General features: G+C 32.8%; 14 protein-coding genes. 13 read left to right on the top strand and 1 reads right to left on the bottom strand.

What is annotated here, in order from left to right; translation table 11 throughout:
* Positions 1-4: 4 nt before the first annotated feature.
* The 7 genes from pezA to FGK96_RS05070 all read left to right on the top strand — a co-directional run bounded on the left by pezA (position 5) and on the right by FGK96_RS05070 (position 6103).
* Entirely contained in the window at positions 5-481 is a 477-nt protein-coding gene (gene pezA, locus FGK96_RS05105; RefSeq protein ID WP_117508719.1) for a type II toxin-antitoxin system antitoxin PezA, read from the top strand.
* Positions 481-1263 (top strand): type II toxin-antitoxin system toxin PezT, encoded by a 783-nt coding sequence (gene pezT / locus FGK96_RS05100; RefSeq protein WP_138081968.1) that lies wholly within the window; start codon positions 481-483, stop codon positions 1261-1263. Before pezA ends, pezT begins: the two co-directional genes overlap by 1 nt.
* Entirely contained in the window at positions 1260-2048 is a 789-nt protein-coding gene (locus FGK96_RS05095) for a DUF6414 family protein (RefSeq protein WP_013851911.1), read from the top strand. Before pezT ends, FGK96_RS05095 begins: the two co-directional genes overlap by 4 nt.
* Entirely contained in the window at positions 2049-3191 is a 1143-nt protein-coding gene (locus FGK96_RS05090) for an AAA family ATPase (protein WP_013851910.1), read from the top strand.
* A gap of 328 nt (positions 3192-3519) precedes the next feature.
* Positions 3520-3879, top strand: coding sequence for an SAG1252 family conjugative relaxosome accessory protein (locus FGK96_RS05080; protein ID WP_138081964.1), 360 nt, complete (start codon positions 3520-3522; stop codon positions 3877-3879).
* Between the two features lie 9 nt (positions 3880-3888).
* On the top strand, positions 3889-4254 hold the full coding sequence (locus tag FGK96_RS05075; protein ID WP_138081962.1) for a MobC family plasmid mobilization relaxosome protein: 366 nt from the start codon (positions 3889-3891) through the stop codon (positions 4252-4254).
* The gene (locus FGK96_RS05070) at positions 4241-6103 is read left to right on the top strand and encodes an SAG1250 family conjugative relaxase (RefSeq protein ID WP_138081960.1); all 1863 of its coding nucleotides are present in this window, start codon (positions 4241-4243) and stop codon (positions 6101-6103) included. Before FGK96_RS05075 ends, FGK96_RS05070 begins: the two co-directional genes overlap by 14 nt.
* Positions 6104-6484: 381 nt before the next feature.
* On the opposite strand, the gene FGK96_RS05065 is transcribed toward FGK96_RS05070, so the two are convergent.
* Positions 6485-7015: a TetR/AcrR family transcriptional regulator gene (locus FGK96_RS05065; protein WP_138081958.1), complete on the bottom strand. Its 531-nt coding sequence runs from the start codon at positions 7013-7015 to the stop codon at positions 6485-6487.
* 355 nt (positions 7016-7370) lie between these two features.
* On the opposite strand from FGK96_RS05065, the gene FGK96_RS05060 reads away from it, so the two are divergent.
* From FGK96_RS05060 to FGK96_RS05035, 6 genes are all read left to right on the top strand, one after another.
* On the top strand, positions 7371-8267 hold the full coding sequence (locus tag FGK96_RS05060; RefSeq protein ID WP_138081956.1) for a LysR family transcriptional regulator: 897 nt from the start codon (positions 7371-7373) through the stop codon (positions 8265-8267).
* 345 nt (positions 8268-8612) lie between these two features.
* A complete protein-coding gene (alsS, locus tag FGK96_RS05055; protein WP_138081954.1) occupies positions 8613-10289 on the top strand; it encodes an acetolactate synthase AlsS in 1677 nt (558 codons plus the stop codon).
* Between the two features lie 12 nt (positions 10290-10301).
* On the top strand, positions 10302-11018 hold the full coding sequence (budA, locus tag FGK96_RS05050) for an acetolactate decarboxylase (protein ID WP_138081952.1): 717 nt from the start codon (positions 10302-10304) through the stop codon (positions 11016-11018).
* A 470-nt stretch (positions 11019-11488) separates the two neighbouring features.
* Positions 11489-12343: a YitT family protein gene (locus FGK96_RS05045; protein ID WP_138081950.1), complete on the top strand. Its 855-nt coding sequence runs from the start codon at positions 11489-11491 to the stop codon at positions 12341-12343.
* A 928-nt stretch (positions 12344-13271) separates the two neighbouring features.
* On the top strand, positions 13272-13805 hold the full coding sequence (locus FGK96_RS05040; RefSeq protein ID WP_138081948.1) for a TetR/AcrR family transcriptional regulator: 534 nt from the start codon (positions 13272-13274) through the stop codon (positions 13803-13805).
* 141 nt (positions 13806-13946) lie between these two features.
* Positions 13947-18053 (top strand): InlB B-repeat-containing protein, encoded by a 4107-nt coding sequence (locus FGK96_RS05035; RefSeq protein WP_138081946.1) that lies wholly within the window; start codon positions 13947-13949, stop codon positions 18051-18053.
* Positions 18054-18106 lie beyond the last annotated feature (53 nt).

Genomic DNA, 18106 nt, shown 5'->3' with positions numbered 1-18106 from the left:
ATCTATGATTGGAGACAATATTAAATCACTACGTCGAACACACGATTTAACACAACCAGAATTTGCGAAAATGGTTGGGATTTCACGCAATAGCTTAAGTCGTTATGAAAATGGGACTAGTACAGTTTCAACAGAACTCATCGACCGTATTTGTCAGAAATTTAATGTTTCTTATGTCGATATTGTAGGAGAGGACAAGATGTTAACACCTGTTGAAGATTACCAACTGACTTTAAAAATAGAAGTGATAAAAGAACGTGGAGCAGCCATTTTATCACAACTTTATAGATACCAGGATAGTCAAGATATTGCTTTTGATGACGAATCGAATCCGTGGATTCTCATGAGTGATGACTTGGCCGAATTGATCCATACTAAAATTTACCTTGTCGATACCTTCGATGAAATAGAGCGTTACAATGGCTATTTAGACGGTATTGAGCGGATGTTAGATATGGTGAATCATCGGGTGGTAGCCTAATGAGATTGGAAGAATTTAGTGAGGCTGAGTTTCAGAAGGCCTTGCAACGAACCATTCGGGCCTTAACCCGAGGAAAGACGATTCTAGATAAACCGAAAGCTATCTTGCTTGGAGGACAAAGCGGAGCAGGTAAGACAACTATTCACCGAATCAAGCAAAAGGAATTTCAAGGCAATATCATTATCATCGATGGTGACAGCTATCGTTCTCAGCATCCCAATTACTTAGCACTACAAGAAAAGTATGGCAAAGACAGCGTGGACTATACCAAGGGATTTGCAGGAAAAATGGTAGAGCATCTGGTTGACGAACTCAGCACGCAGGGTTATCATTTGCTGATTGAAGGAACCTTACGAACTACTCAAGTTCCTCGACAGACTGCTCAATTATTAAAATCAAAAGGATACCAAGTTTCCTTAGCAGTGATTGGCACCAAACCAGAACTGTCCTATCTCAGCACCTTGATTCGTTACGAAGAACTTTATGCCATCGATCCCAATCAGGCCAGAGCAACCCCAAAAGAACACCATGATGGGATTGTAGAGAACTTGGTTGATAACTTGAGGGAGTTAGAAAGTGAGAAACTCTTTGAACAAATTCAAATTTACCAAAGAGATAGGGCTTGTATCTATGATTCTGAAACTGATAAAGATTCCGCAGCAGAAGTTCTTCAAGACTGCCTCTTCGGAGAATGGAGTAAGGTCGAGGAGGAGATGTTGAAGGTGGGAGAAGAGAAATTAGCTAACTTAATAGATAAGAATATGATTGGGAGTAAGAAATGACAACAATAAAAAAAGTAATCTATTTTGATGAATCGACAGCGATGGATTTTTTACAGATTGAATCAAAGGGGAAATTAACAAAAACAACTGAGCTAATGTCAACATTGGAAGGAGGCATTGATGCACAGATCACTGGGGAAGTCTCGCTAGGTAAAAACGGTGCATTAAAAACTATTTTTGAAAAAATGGCAGGTCTAAGTGGTGGAGGAAGTGTATCAAGTACTACTTCAGGTGCTATCCAAGGAAACAAAATAGCAAAGACTATTCTTGAAAATTCTCTATTATATGATTTCTTGGATACCGTAGAATTACGGAAGAAAAACTATCTTGTTGATATTACAGAAAACTATACTCTAGAAATTAGTGAAAATTCGATGTCTTATTTTGCTATGATTGCGCCAATTTCAGAAATGATGGAGGGGAGTCAAAGTATAGAAGGCATGGAAAATGTGTCTATGTCTTTTTCGAAGTTGAATACTGGAATAAGAGAGATAAAAGGCTATTTTGAGCTCCTAGGTTATAATAAAGAGCATAAGATTGAAAGAATTTTCCGCTTTAATATCAATTCTTTCAAAAATAATTATCGAATTCACGATTTAACAAAAATGACCCTCAAACTTTATTCGATAAAAGTCGGAGAAACAACTATTAATGATTTAGATTTTGAATCACAGTTTAATTTGCGACGTACTCATTTATCCTTTTCTGGGATTTCAGAAGATGCAATGACATACCCAGATATGAAATATCCAGTCTATGATGTTATACTTGCAGGGGTGAATTAAATGGATAGTATTATACTTTTTAAAGGTTCTAAGAGAGATTTTAATGAATTATTAAAATCGAGAGATGTTGAAGATTATACTCCATTCATGGAACTTATTCGTCAATACAATATTACTGTGAGAGCGAATGATGTAAATGCATCACAATATATTGCAGATGGCTTTGGCAAGGAACAAATTGAAAATGTTGTTATATATGCTGATGATTATGCTTCAGTAACTGACCATGTAATATCAAATTTTAATAATATTGTTCTTTTAGGACATGATATTCAAAATCTTTATATTCAAAACCCACCTAAAAGAATTGAAACCTCATTGAGAGTTCAGTTTGAAGATGTCGTAGAAGAAATTTGCTCGCAGTATAAGAGGATTGATAAAGAAGAAGTTGTTGATTTTTATAATCATATGTTGTCTTCCAATGTTGTAGGTCAGCAGCAAGCTAAAAAAGATGTTTCAATTGGTTTATTAAAGAAAACCACCCTTACTGATAAATCTCCACTTATCATGTTATTTTACGGAAATTCAGGTGTTGGCAAAACGGAGTTAGCTAAAACTATTAGTGAATATTTTAGCGGAAGATTGACACGAATACAATTTTCGATGATGCAAACTGAAGAAGCATATAAATATATATTCGGAGATACTCATAGTAAAAGTTCGTTGGCAAAAGATTTATTGTCAAGAGAAACAAACATTGTCTTAATTGATGAATTTGACAAGGTAAATACTGGTTTATACAATGTTTTTTATCAAATGTTTGACGAAGGGGAGTTGGAAGATATAAATTACTCTGTAGATGTTTCTAACTGTATATTTGTATTAACAACAAATTTTTGTAATGATAAAGAAATAGCAGAAAAACTTGGACTTCCTATATTCTCTAGAATTGATTTAAAAATAAAATTTCAAAACTTAACGGAGAGCGAGCTACTTCAGGTAATTGATAATATATTTGAAAATGTAACGTCAAGGCTATCAGAGGAAGATAAAAATATTATAGAAAATTGTGGTTTACGTGAAACTTATAGAAAACATGTAAATTCTTTCGAAAATATAAGAATGCTAAGGAGTTTTATAGAGAAGGATATATTTCAAATTATTTTTGAAGAACTAGTTAATCACAATAATAGTTTGGCTTAAGTATAGCACTGAGAGCTTCGGCTCTCTTTTTTCTTACCCTCGTTTTTCATGTGTGATACCTTTTCCAAATCACCTCTATTATCCTAATATCATTCCTAAAAAAATCAATCCATGATTTTTTACTGGGGGTTTGGGGGCGGAGCCACCAAGTTATCTTATCGTTAGCTGTCAAAACTGGAAGATTTTGATCCGCTGGCGATATGATTTTTGGGATATTGTGGACACAATATCTGAGCTCGCAAAGACCGAGCAAAGTCTTAAGAGAATTTCTCGTATGCCATACGGGGGCGGGTGCTACCCGAGATAGAATGAAAGAGAGGAAAAATAGATGTCGGAACATTATCGTACTGTCCGAAAAGAGGTAAATCTAACGGTAAGTGAGTTAAAACGGATTGAAAAGATAATGGAGGCTAGTAACTATCGTCACTTTTCACCCTTTGTGAGAGATAGATTATTGATAAATAACGAAAAACAATTAACTGCAAAAGAATGGTTCTCGTTTTGGCAATCCCAAAAATTTGAGCAGATTAGTCGTGATGTTCATGATGTTCTGATTATTGCAAGAGAAAATCATCAAGTGACTCAAGAGCATGTCTCCATTCTTTTGATTTGTATCCAAGAATTGATTGCAGAAGTGAATCAAGCGCAGCTACTCAGTCAAGAGTTTCGTGAAAAATATATGAGCTAGGAGAATACTATGGTTTATCGTTATCGTACCAATCTCAAAAAAGTGTTTTTAACTAATTCAGAATTACATCAATTGAATGAACGTATTGCTAAGAGCAAATGTCAAAACTTCTCTGTTTATGCCAGGAAAGTGTTGCTTAATCCTAATATGTCATTTATCATGATTAACACTAATACCTATGATCAGTTAGTTTTTGAATTAAGACGTATCGGAAATAACATCAATCAAATTGCTCGTGCTATTAATCAAAGTCAGCTTATATCTCAAGAACAATTACAGAACTTGAGTAAGGGAGTTGGAGAGTTAATTAGGGAAGTAGATAGAGAATTTCAAGTGGAAGTGAAAGCTCTGAAGGATTTTCATGGTAGTAACTAAACATTTTGTGACGCATGGTAAAAAATATCGCAGGCGCTTGATAAAGTATATCCTCAATCCTGATAAAACGGACAAACTAAGATTGGTGACCGATTTTGGCATGATCAATTACTTAGACTTCCCTAGCTACTCAGAAATGGTTGAAATGTACAATGTTAACTTTATCAATAATGATAAGTTGTATGAATCAAGAAATGATCGGCAAGAAAAACATCAACAAACTATTCATGCCCACCATCTGATTCAGTCATTTTCTCCTGATGATAATTTAACACCAGAAGAAATCAATCGCATTGGTTATGAGACCATAATGGAGTTGACTGGAGGTCGCTTTCGGTTCATAGTAGCAACTCATACAGACAAAAATCATATCCATAATCACATATTAATTAATTCCATAGACCGTAATTCAGATAAAAAATTGATATGGAATTATGTCTTAGAACGAAACCTCCGTATGATTTCAGACCGTATTTCTAAAATTGCTGGGGTGAAAATTATTGAGAAGCGTTACTCGTATCGTGACTATCAAAAATATAGGAAGTCTAGCCATAAATTTGAATTGAAGCAACGTCTGTATTTTTTGATGCAGGAGTCCAAGTCCTTTGATGATTTTTTAGAAAAAGCAGAGCTGTTACACGTTCAGATTGATTTTAGCCAGAAGCATAGCCGCTTTATGATGACAGATAGAGGAATGACAAAATTTATTCGTGGTCGTCAACTTAGTAAACGAGATTTATATGATGAAGACTTTTTTAGAACTCATTTTGCCAAGCAAGAAATTGAAAGTCGGTTAGAATTTCTGTTGAATCGTGTTAATTCTTTAGAAGACTTACTAAAAAAAGCAATCGAATTGAATCTTACTATTAACTTAAAACAAAAAAATGTGACTTTTACTCTTGAAGAAAATGGGAAATCGATAAGTCTGAGTCATAAAAAAATTAGTGATAAGAAATTATATGATGTTACTTTTTTTCAAGATTATTTTAAAAATAAGGAAGACAGTGTTTTAGAAGAATTAGAAAGTCCACAGGAACAGTACCATGCTTTTCAAGAAGTACGTAATAAGGGGAAAATCTCCACTGATAAAATTGAGATAGTCTTTGAAAAATTTAAGGAAAAGCGAGATGCTATTCATGAATTTGAAGTGAAGCTTCTAGACTACCAAATTGAGAAGCTAGTTGATGAAGGCATTTATATCAAGGTGTCTTTTGGTGTAAAGCAGAGTGGACTTATTTTCATTCCCAACTACCAATTGGAAATCCTTGAAGAAGAAAATCAGAAAAAATATAAAGTCTATATCCGTGAGACGACCTCATACTTTGTTTATAACAAAGAGTATTCGGATAAGAATCAGTATATTAAAGGGAGAACCTTGATCAGGCAACTGACCAATGATAGTCAAAAGATACCATATAGACGACCAACTGTTGATAAACTCCAAGAAAAAATTTCTGAGATTAATCTTTTGATTGAATTAGCCGAAACGAATAAAAAATATCAGGATCTCAAAGATGATCTAGTAGCAGAAATAGCAGAGCTAGATATTAAAATTAATCAGGCACAAGAAAAAATCGTCACCTTAAATAAGATGGCGGAAGTGCTTATTAATCTGAAAAGTGAAAAAACAGAAAGGCGCAAACTTGCAAAATATGAATTTTCAAAATTAAACTTGGTAGAGTCAGTTTCGATTGAACAAATAAAACAAGAAATACAGACACTACAGGAAGAAATAGGTCAATTTCTTGGTAAATATGAAAACCTAGCTATTAGGTTAGAAATATTTGTAGAAAGATTAAATATGAGGAAAGATGTGATTGAAAAATCACGAGATAATATTTTTGAATAAAAAAAGTTCCATAACAGTGAGATTGGTACCTTTAGAATATTTATCATTTTATCCTTATCGGCAAAAACTATTGCGTTGAGATTAATAACTACTTGTATATCTATCTCTGTGGGTTCTCCTTTGAAAAATAAAAAACACAATGAAAAATAAGTTGTGCTCTGGTCGATATAATCAGAGTCGGTTCGTTTCACAATAAGTTATCTGTTTATTTCGTAACAACACAAATCTCGAAAATTGCCCTTCGTCATCTTAAATCAGGTTAGCGATTCATAAAATGATACTGCAAAGTTGGAAGATATAACTAATTTTATTTGATTTTATTATAGTTAGTGAGCAAAACGAAAACGCGAAATAAAGTATATATGGAACTTCGGTTTTCTTTTAAATTCTAACAACGGTAGTAATATAGTTAGCAATTTTTTCGGGACTTTCTTTAAAATCATTTCTTACCCACTGTAAAATAATAATTTCAATTGTAAAAACATAAATCTCGAGAGCGAATTTATATGGCACTCCGTAAGCAATCTCAAGTTGTTTTTTTAAATTTGGGATATTAGAACTAACAATCATTTCTTTTATATAGTCGTTAATTAAAATCTCAATTTTTGGGAAAAAGTAGACGAAAGAATGAATAATTCCTTTGTGATTATACATATATTTCAATACTTTTTCGACTACTTCGCACTCATATAGTAAATCATTGTTTAATATTTTTGTTATATCATCAAAAATTATTAAAATAGCCTCCTCAAGGAAGTCTTCTTTCGAGTTATAATGATTGTAAAAAGCTCTTCTGCTAATGCTTGCTTTTTCTACTAACTCACTAACTTTAATTTGTTTGTAGCTTTTGAACTTAAGTAATTCAGAAAGAGCTTCTAATAATTTCAAGTCTGTACTATGTAAGCTACTCAATTTATTAATTACCTTTATGCTTATTTTTTTTAGTATATATAAAATAGGTAGAATATAGTTCACAATTCTTAAATTAATGTAAACTTTATAAATTTATTTACATAGTCAATTGTATATAAAATATAGACGATAGTTTATTCGAACTAAGATGTAAAATGTCATCTATACTTTCAATAAGTTTGCGTCTTTCGATTAGTATATTTCTGGCCGAACAATTAAACTACTTAATGACGGATTTTTCTCTCGTTATTTGTTGCGATTGTTTATGGAAAAGATTATACTATTAAAAAAATATTGAGTAAAATTGGTTTTGTTTATGCAAAATATAAGTTTTTTTTATTTATGAAGGAGAATTATGGAAGCTATTTTACTAGAAACTTTTTTGGTTGTTTGCGAAACAAAAAATTTCACAACTGCGTCTCAAATATTATTTGCAACGCAACCAACTATAACAGGTAGAATTCGAGCTCTTGAAGATTATCTTGGCTTTGAATTATTTATTCGTAGAAAAGGCAAAAAAACGTTAACTTTAACAAGTAGAGGGAAGGAATTTATTCCAATTGCAAGTCGTATTATTAAACTTTATGAAGATATTGAAAGTTTTAAAAATACTAGTTATAATTCATTGACGATTTCTACTATCGCAAGCTATGCAACTCCTGTTGTGGCAAATATTTGTAAAAAAATGAATCGTGATTATGGTACAAATATCAAAATACTCACGTACCAAACACGAGAAGCGTATGAATTAGTTTTAAAGAAAGAAATCGATATGGCATTTGTATCACAGGAAATTCCTACAGCTGGGATAGAAATTCAACCTCTTTTTTCTCAAAAATACTATCTAGTCACAGCTACTGATTCAAATAGTAGCTCAAACTTTAAGTCAATCAATTTAAAAAAACTTGATTATTCAAAAGAAATATTTCTTAATTGGGATGCTCATTTTTTAAAGTGGCATAATCAATTTTTTCCACATCCAAAATTGGAAGTAGATTCTATTCAATTATTAATTGATTTTTTAAAAGATACTGGTTATTGGGCGATTGTTCAAGAGTGTAATATCCCGGTTTTATTAAATACAATAAATTTAAAAATCTATCAACTCCCAATTCTTCCTCCAACCAGAAAATGCTTTATTTTGACCAATCAGTTTCCTGATAAGGAATTAATTCTTGTTAAAAATAAATTTATAACTGTATGTAAAGAATATATTTTACAACAATTTAATGCTTTAAATCCGCTTTTTTGACTATAGTTACTCTGCTTATATTTTGTTGTGTTATGAAGATAGCATGACTTTTTTCTTTTGGTTTTCAAAACCATTTGTTAATTTTGCAGGAGTTATGAAAGCGTTTTAAAAACAATGCTTTTTTGTTTTTTTAAAATATGAAAATGAAAATAAATGAAAATCAATTTGACTTCAAATAAAATTAGTACTATAATCTAGGACAAATATAAAGGACGGAATAGTTTTTTATGTTTGTTGTTGTTTTTTACATGCTAAAATTGATAATTTACTTAATTAATTTTAATTATATTATTAACATAAGTATTGTAAAAGTACTATATTTTTATGCATAGAGGAGTGATAATCATGACAAATGCAAAAGAAGTATATGGGGCCGACTTAATCGTTGATAGCCTCATTAATCATGACGTGAAATTTATCTTTGGGATTCCGGGCGCAAAGATTGACCGTGTTTTCGACACACTGGAAGATAAAGGACCACAATTAATAGTATCGCGACATGAACAAAATGCTACCTTTATGGCTCAAGCTATTGGTAGGATTACAGGAAAACCAGGGGTGGTCATTGCAACAAGTGGCCCGGGTATTTCCAACCTAGCAACTGGTCTAGTCACTGCAACAGCAGAAGGTGATCCTGTGCTGGCAATTGGTGGTCAAGTTAAACGTGGGGATCTCCTGAAGAGATCTCACCAATCCATGAATAATGTAGCTTTACTAGAACCTATCACTAAATATTCTGCGGAAGTTCATGATGCCGATACTCTGTCAGAAACTATTGCTAATGCTTATCGTAAGGCTAAATCAGGAAAACCTGGTGCTAGTTTTATTTCCATTCCTCAAGATGTGACAGACAGTCCCGTTAAGGTTAAAGCCATCAAGCCTTTAACAGCTCCCAAACTAGGATCTGCATCAGTGGAAGATATTAATTACCTAGCGCAAGCCATCCGTAACGCTGTTTTACCAGTTCTACTTTTAGGAAATGGAGCCTCAGATGAGAAAGTAACAGCTTCTATCCGTCGTCTCTTAGATTCTGTTAAATTACCAGTTGTGGAAACTTTTCAAGGGGCAGGAATTGTCTCGCGTGAATTAGAGGAAGAAACCTTCTTCGGTCGTGTTGGCCTTTTCCGTAACCAACCTGGCGATATGCTTCTTAAAAAATCTGATTTGGTTATTGCTGTTGGTTATGACCCTATTGAATACGAAGCCCGTAACTGGAATGCTGAAATTTCAGCGCGTGTGATTGTCATTGATGTCCTTCAAGCAGAGATTGATACTTACTTTCAACCTGAACGTGAATTGATTGGGAACATTTCTGATACTATTAATTTATTATTACCAGAAGTTAATGGCTATAGCCTTCCTCAAGGTTCTGTGGAATACTTGCAAAACCTTAAGAAAAACTTAGATGGCGACCTTAAATTTGATCGTCAATCTGCTGAAGGCTTGGTTCACCCACTTGATGTCATGGAAGTCCTTCAAGACCAAACAGAAGATGATATGACTGTAACAGTAGATGTTGGTAGTCACTATATTTGGATGGCCCGTTACTTCAAGTCTTATGAAGCCCGTCATTTGCTCTTTTCAAATGGTATGCAAACTTTAGGTGTTGCCCTTCCATGGGCTATCTCAGCAGCATTGGTGCGTCCTCATAAAACTGTTATTTCGGTATCGGGTGATGGTGGTTTTCTCTTCTCAGCTCAAGAGTTAGAAGTAGCTGTTTGGCTTAATTTACCAATTGTTCATATTATTTGGAATGATGGGCATTACAATATGGTTGAATTTCAAGAGGAGATGAAATATGGTCGCTCAGCAGGTGTTCAACTAGGCGATGTTGATTTTGTCAAATATGCAGAAGCTTTTGGGGCTAAAGGCTATCGTGTGGATAGTAAGGAAAGTTTTAAAGAAATTTTAAAACAAGCTATTAAAGAATCAGAACACGGCCCAGTGCTTATAGATATTCCAATTGATTATAAGGATAATGCTCGCTTAGGCGAAACTATCTTACCAGATGAGTTTTACTAAGAAGGTGATTTTATGACACAAACAATACTTTTCCAACACAATAGTTTAGCAGCGCTGATGGCGGGGCTCTACCAAGGTACGATGCCCTTGAAACAGTTACTCGAACATGGGGATCTTGGGATTGGAACATTAGATCAGATTGATGGAGAATTGATTATTCTAGATGGCAAAGCCTATCAAGCCATAGGAACTGGTGCGAAGGTAGAGGTTGTAGCACTAGAAGGACAAGAAACAGTGCCCTATGCAGCAGTAGTCAAACACCAGCCAGTGCAAAACTTTTCTATTGACCAAGCCTTATCGGCTACTGCTTTGAAAGAAAAATTGGAAGCTCAATTTATCAGTCGCAATTTATTTCACTCACTCAAAATTAGAGGGCAGTTTAAAAATATGCATGTTCGAATGATTCCCAAATCACCTTTGGGTAAGTCTTTTGCTAAAATTGCTCAATCACAGCCAGAGTTTAAAAAAGAAGATGTTTCTGGAACCTTACTAGGTTTTTGGACACCAGAACTCTTTCATGGCCTTAGTGTTGCTGGCTATCATTTGCATTTCTTATCTGACGATAAACAGTTCGGTGGTCACGTCTTAGATTTTCAAATAGTCAATGGTCAAGCTGAAATTGGGCAAGTTGATGGCTTATTACAGGATTTTCCTGCAAATAACCAAGCTTTTAGAGACGCTAACTTTGATATTGAACAATTAAGAAAAGATATCGATCAATCAGAATAGAAAATAAAAAGAATCACTGTGTTTTTTCTTTTCAATAATAACATTTGAGTGTTAAAATTTATTCTTTCCAGTATTAAGGACTGATGTGATATTTGAGAAAAGATCTTAATCTAAAGTATCTTTATTGTATAATTAGATAAAGACAAAGTCCTTAGAAATGATATTCTAAGGACTTTTATTAAGTAATTTTCGGTTAGATGTACTTCAAAGAGCGGTTGTGCATTGAATTGTTATAAAATATCCATGATTGGAGTAACACTAATGGATTTTTCAAAAGATAAGCAAGAGAATAAAGTTAGTTAAAATAATAGAATTTATAAAACAGAAGAGAAATCAAAATTGATAATATTTTTTGAAGTATGAAGTATATAGAAGAGAAAAATTCAAGTTCTGTTAATATTGAGATGAGTTTAATAAGATAAAATATAAATAAATTATTATATTAAGAATTATTGTTTAGGGGAGATTTAATGGAGGTAAGAGTGTTAAAAAATTTTTTATTTCTAACAATAGCGGGTACTATAAATGCAATAGGGGTAACTATGTTTTTAGCGCCTATGAATCTGTATGATAGCGGGATATCAGGAACATCTATATTATTTTCGCAAATAACACCACGATTTTATAGTTTGTCATTATTTTTAATTATATTAAATATTCCATTGTTTTTATATGGTTTAAAGAAAAAAGGGATGGTGTTTACATTTTCAGCCATATATTCAGTCTGTATATACTCTTTGGTAGCTTTTTTAATAAATGATGTATTACCGATAGATGTAAGTTTCGCTTCTCCATTGGCAGGACAAGATTTGCTTCTTTGCGCTATGTTTGGTGGACTTATTTCTGGTATAGGAAGTGGTATGGCGATTCGTAATGGCGGAGCAATGGATGGAATTGAAGTATTATCTGTAATATTTGCGAAGAAATTAGGAGTGACTGTTGGTATGTTTATAATGATATACAACTTGATACTTTATATAATTTGCGGAATTATATTGGATAATTGGATATTGCCATTATACTCTATAGTAGCTTATACAGTTGCGGTAAAGGCTGTAGATTTCTTAGTAGAGGGGATTGATCGGTCGAAAGCAGCAATGATTATAATAGATATAGAATATACAAAAAATATATGTTCTGCATTATCTAAGGAATTTGAAGATGGTATTACTATTTTAGATGGTAAAGGATTCTATTCGGGTGATAGAAAAGAAATCATATATATGGTTTTAAATCGTTTCCAAATCACTCGTATGAAAGAAATTGTACATAATATTGACAGGAATGCATATATCACTATTACAGAAATTGCAGATGTTTTTTAAAAGTAGGTTCTTACAAGAGATAAATGCGATAATAAAGTTGACTTAGACAAAAAACTTATTAATAGGTGCCATACCCATAAAATGAGACAGAAAAAACACTCCTGGAGTGTTTTTTCTTATGTGGTTTTTTACTCCATTTCACTCCAAGATGTGAAACAATAAACCATCCGCTATGATATGATACCTTAAATGTAGAACACTTTATAATTTCTGTCTGGTTTAGTGTAACCTATCCAGGAGATCATTTAAATTTTTCTGAAAACAAGGAGGCGGTATTAGGTCAGTATAGTACAGATAGAATAAGTATGATTATCAGCGAATAATAGCCCTAGACTTTTTGTAAAACTAATTATATAACACGGAAGTGCCTAATTGTAAAATTGATTAGATACTATTTTGCATAAGGAGTAAAATTTCTATAGAAAACATTCGAAGAATTAATTTTTGATATTGATGATAGTGTCTACTTTTACAATTATAAAGAATAGAACGAACAATGGTCTTGATATTTTCGGAATGAGTAACAAGGCTGTTTATTTAAGCATTTTTTAATATAACAAAGGAGAAGATTGGGGGTGCCCCAATCTTCTCCTTTGTTATGTGGTTTTATCTTTAGCTATTTGAAATATATGCATTAGATACACTTGGAAACATCTATGCGTAAATTGAGAAAGAGAAGTACCCCGTAGCTAAAAATAATATAATGAAAAGTTTAATGACATTTTCAGGTCAAAATAAGCATTAGCCTATAAATAATATAATTAGATTTCAAATATAGTATTGCTAAACAAGTCCTATGATATGTCTATTATACAAGTATTTATTAGCCTACTGTGCACAAAAAACATCTTTTTGTGCACAGTAGGCTAATAAATATATTTATAATACTTATTAAAAATAATAAGGTGTCTTAAATGAATGGTTTGTAATGATTGAAAAATATACTGATAACAATTTAAAGTTTGTAGAAGCGATTTCCCGCTTGTTATGCTTTAAAAATTTTAAAAAAATCACTGTTAGTGACTTAGCGAGAGAAGCCAATCTAAGCAGAAGAACTTTTTATAATTATTACAGTTCGAAAAATGAATTTTATAACACTGCTATTTATATCCTTTTGGATGAAATTACAAAGATTTTAAATTCAGATCCTACGCTTGGATGTGAAATACTTACAGAGATGTTTACTTTTATCTATAAAAACAAAAATATCTTTTTTTCTTTTGTTATTAATTATCCAAATATAAAAAGAATAATAAAAGAGTATATTGAAGTGACAGTTGTTTATTCGGCAATTCCCAACTTACGGGAACGATTAGAAATTTCTTATAAGATTCCATACGATTATGCGCTTGAATTATACATTCTGACAATTGAAAGTATTATTTTGAAATGGATAGAAAATAATTTCGATCAAACACCAGAGCGGATTGCAAGCTTTATTGTAATTTCAACCAAGATATAAAATTTTGAGTTTACAATAAACAATATTGAAAACATACTTTTTAAATTAGTTTTTTATATCCGAGGTTTTAATTTATTCATTTGCTGTTGTAAATGAATAAATTGTATAGACTTATTGGAACGTACAAGTCAAGGAGAGAACATGAATAATTGTAATAAGAGAGAGAGATTTTCTATTCGAAAATTTAATGGTTATATTGCGTCGGTTTTAATCGGAATGTTATTAACTGGAGTAATTAATGCGCCTAATATATGTGCTGACACAACAGAGGTTTTACCTAACACTGCTTCTGTTGGAGGGCGAGGTGATAATTCTTTATTAGAAGAATCTAGTAATGGAACAAAATTAAATTCTGTAGGAATTTCAACCGTTCAGACACCAATTAGTTATAGCGTTGTTTATAAAGATATCAATGGGAACGAGATTTATCGTACACAGAAAGTTACTACTGAGACAGTACAAAATTCTAACTCTGTTCAAATTACAGTAACTGCTTCTGAAATGTCCAGTGTATCTCAATTGTATTATTATGAATTAATTGAACCAGATACTAAGAATATAACCATATCGAATACAGGAAATACAGAAGTAGTCTTTACAGTTAAGCAAAAACAGTACCAAACCACGCTTAAGTATTTTGTTATTTATAAAGACGAAAAAGATAATGAAATATTTCGTCGTGAAGACAGAGTAATTGTAAAGAAAGATCCCCAAAAAGGGGATATAACTACAAATATAACTGTAAATGCAACAGATATTGGAAATACTCCAGAGTTATCTTCCTACCATTTAAATGAGAACAGTTTTAAACAAGCAGAAATAGCAGAAAGAGGTACTAACGAAATTGTTTTCAAGGTATCGCATTTTACGCGAAAGGTTGCAATTAAATATTCTGTTGTTTATAGAAATGAAAATGGTATTGAAGTTTATAGAGAAAATAAGGAAAAAGAGTTTGAAACAACAGAAGAAGTTGCGACAAGTATTGTAGAAGAAAAACCATTGAATGTTGATGAAATATCTGAACTCAATGGTTATAGGTTGATAGGAGAGAATCCTAATCAGCGCGTTATTATTACAGAAGGAATGACTAATGAGGTTGTTTTTTATGTGGAAGATGTATCCTCGGCTGAGACAGGAACCGAGGGTACAGATGTAACGACTGTTAATTTTTACAATGGTAATGAATTAGTTGCAACTCAATATGTTCGAATTGGGGAAGTATTACTTGAACCTGGCTTGCCAGATTCAAACGAAAATGAATTTTTGGGTTGGTTTGTTGAGGGAGAGGATACAAAAGTTGACTTTAATAAACCAACAAGTTATAAAAAAGACATTAGTATAGGAGCTAACAATAAGGAGTTGGTTCGTGTTTTTGCGCGTTACAACAACAGTCGACGAGTTGTTTTTAAAGATGATAATGGTGTTGTTATTCGAGTAAAGGAAGTACAAACTGGGCGGACTGTGACTGATAAAGACGTCGCCTTCTTATCTTCAAAAGATGCAACTGTTTTCTCACACTGGTCAACAGTAGTTAATGGCGATCAAATTTATGATTTTAATACTCCAGTTTTACATGATATAGAACTTTATGCAGTCGTTAAACATCAAAATATTATTAATTTTGATGTTTCTGGAGGGAGTGAAATACCAAATCTGTATATCAATAACGGGTCTTTATCGTCCAATTTTCTTAACGGACATCTACCTGTACCAGAACGTAAAGGATACAATTTTATTCAGTGGCTTGACAAGAGCACCAATCAGCCAGTGGATGCCAATACTGAAGTGAAAAGAAATTATAATCTATTAGCCCAATGGGAACCACGGAAAGATACACCATATCGTATAGTTCATTGGATAGAAACACCAAGCGGAAATCGTGAATTTCAAGGCTTGAGGTATTCTGTAGGTATGATTGAGGATTTAAAAGGAATAACGGAATCGACTATCAATTTTAATTTCAATGTACCACTGTCATTAAAAGAAAATTATGAGCTTTCAAAAAATCAAAAAATGCTCATAACAATTAACGGTGACGGGACTTCTGTTTTGAATATCTACTATGAACGAAGGAAAAGTAAACTTACAGTTCGATATGCTAGGCGGAATGCTGAGGGATATATTCTAAAAAAGGACGGAACTTCTACGGGATTTCACAATGGAATTATATGGCCAAAACTTGGTTTTGAGTTTAATAATATTGATTATGTTACAGAAGTTTACAATGTTAAATGGGGGGAGTTGGTAGCACCGTATTTAAAAGACCCTAATGTTATTGGGTGGTATAATAAAACAACAAGAGTATATTATAGCACTCCGTACAAACCTAAGAGAAATTTTGACGAGGTTGTCAGTGAAGATGTTGCTCGTAGGATTGATTCAACCCCTATGGTCTATTTTAAAGATATTGATACTGGGGAAATTTTTAATTCTTTTAAAGCTTCTTTGCGTTCTACGGATTTTTACATGTATAGAGAAGTCGAAGGCTATGATTTTGTCCGCTTTAATAATTTCAAAAACGGAGTTAGAAAAATCAGTGCTAGAGGTTTATCGGAAGTTAACATTTTTTATCGCAAAAAAAGATATAAAGTTGATTTTATTTCTAAGGATTTTGATGATAAGGTTATAACTGAAAACGTATTATTCAACGATAAAATTGAAAATATAGTACCAAAGGATTATGTTCCTTATGTAACAAAGAAAACGGATTCTAATGGTATTTCTTACATCTTCAAAGGATGGTACAGCGATGAAAAAGGGTTAGGAGAAGCAGTTGATTTTGCTAATGTTAAAGTTCCTGCTGGTGGTCTGATATATTATGGAGTGTGGGAAAAAGTTTTTATCCCTGTTATTGTCCACAATGAAACTGTCCTTGATTCAAATGCTTTTGACGACAAGTATGTATTGATTGTAGAACCAGGGAAAACAATAGCGGATAAAAACAATGTATTTTATGGTTATCTAAATAGTGATGGAACTGTAAAGCTTAATTCTAATGGTACTCCTGTTATAAATAATAGTCGTATTTATAGTGGCACACTTACTGCCAATGATAAACTTGACTATAATGGAGATATCTTACATGTAGAATGGCATAAACTTGTCAATGGTCGTTTGGAAAGTGTTAATCCAGCTACTTCACAGATTTCAAAACAGGGAATTATCTATGTGCCAGTATGGAATTATCCAATTAAAACCCTTAAGTATAATGCTAATGGTGGAAGTAATCCTCCTATGGGCTCATCCTTGAGATTTAGAGAGAATATTACTCTTGCTAATCCAGTGGCTATGGTGCCTCCAAAGAGTGATATGACTTTTGTTGGTTGGAATACAAAACCTGATGGAGGAGGAATACGCTATCTACCTAGAGATGAACTTAGTTTTAGAAGCTTTATTGGGGATAGTTTGGAACTTTTTGCAGAATGGGTTAAGGATCCTAATAAAGATAATGTTATAGTGAACTTTGATCCAAACGGAGGAAATGGTTCTGTAATTAGCACAGAACGACCTAAAAATCAGGTGTTCAATATCCGAAATCATGGATACAATAGATTAGGATATAATTTGATTGGTTGGACAACGGATCCTATATCAACTGTTAGTAAGTTTAAGACAGGACAAAAACTTCCAGCTAGTTCAATGACTTTATATGCACTTTGGGAAGAAAAATTAGAAGCAAAAGTACAGACAGTGAATGTTTTTGTAGATAAAGTAAAAGTAGAGTCAGATAAAATCGTTGTAATCCCTAATTATACAGAGTCAAAAATATTATCACATGAAGTTTACGGATTATCTGTGAATTCAAATGGCAATATTATAGGAACTCCCAAAATTTCCCGTTGGGATAAAGCGACAGATGAGATTTATGAAATTAAAATTCCGGTTCAAGTGATTTTAAATATGAATTACCCAATGGGGAATTCGATATACGAAGTTATTACACGTTATGTTCCGGTAACGGTTCAACGTGATACGGACGGCGATGGTATTCCCGATGAGACAGATCCGGATGACGACAATGACGGTATTCCGGATAACCGTGATCAGCAACCGAAAACACCAGATACGACGGCTCCAGTGATCAGCGCCGGAAACGCAACGGTCACTGAAAAAGCGCCAATATTGCCAAAAACAGGCGAGGATAAATCATCGTACATATATTTGCTACTTTCAATATTACTTTCTTTATTAGCACTATTTATTTTTGGAACAAGAGATGAAAATGACAGTAATGAAAATATATACTAAGTTAATTCTTTTGAATTGGATAATCAAAGTTATAGATATCACTTTTGATGTAG

Origin of the sequence: Streptococcus porcinus (genome assembly GCF_901542335.1) — a bacterium.
Classification (GTDB): Bacteria; Bacillota; Bacilli; order Lactobacillales; family Streptococcaceae; genus Streptococcus; species Streptococcus porcinus_A.
This window is presented reverse-complemented; position numbering and strand designations above follow the sequence as displayed.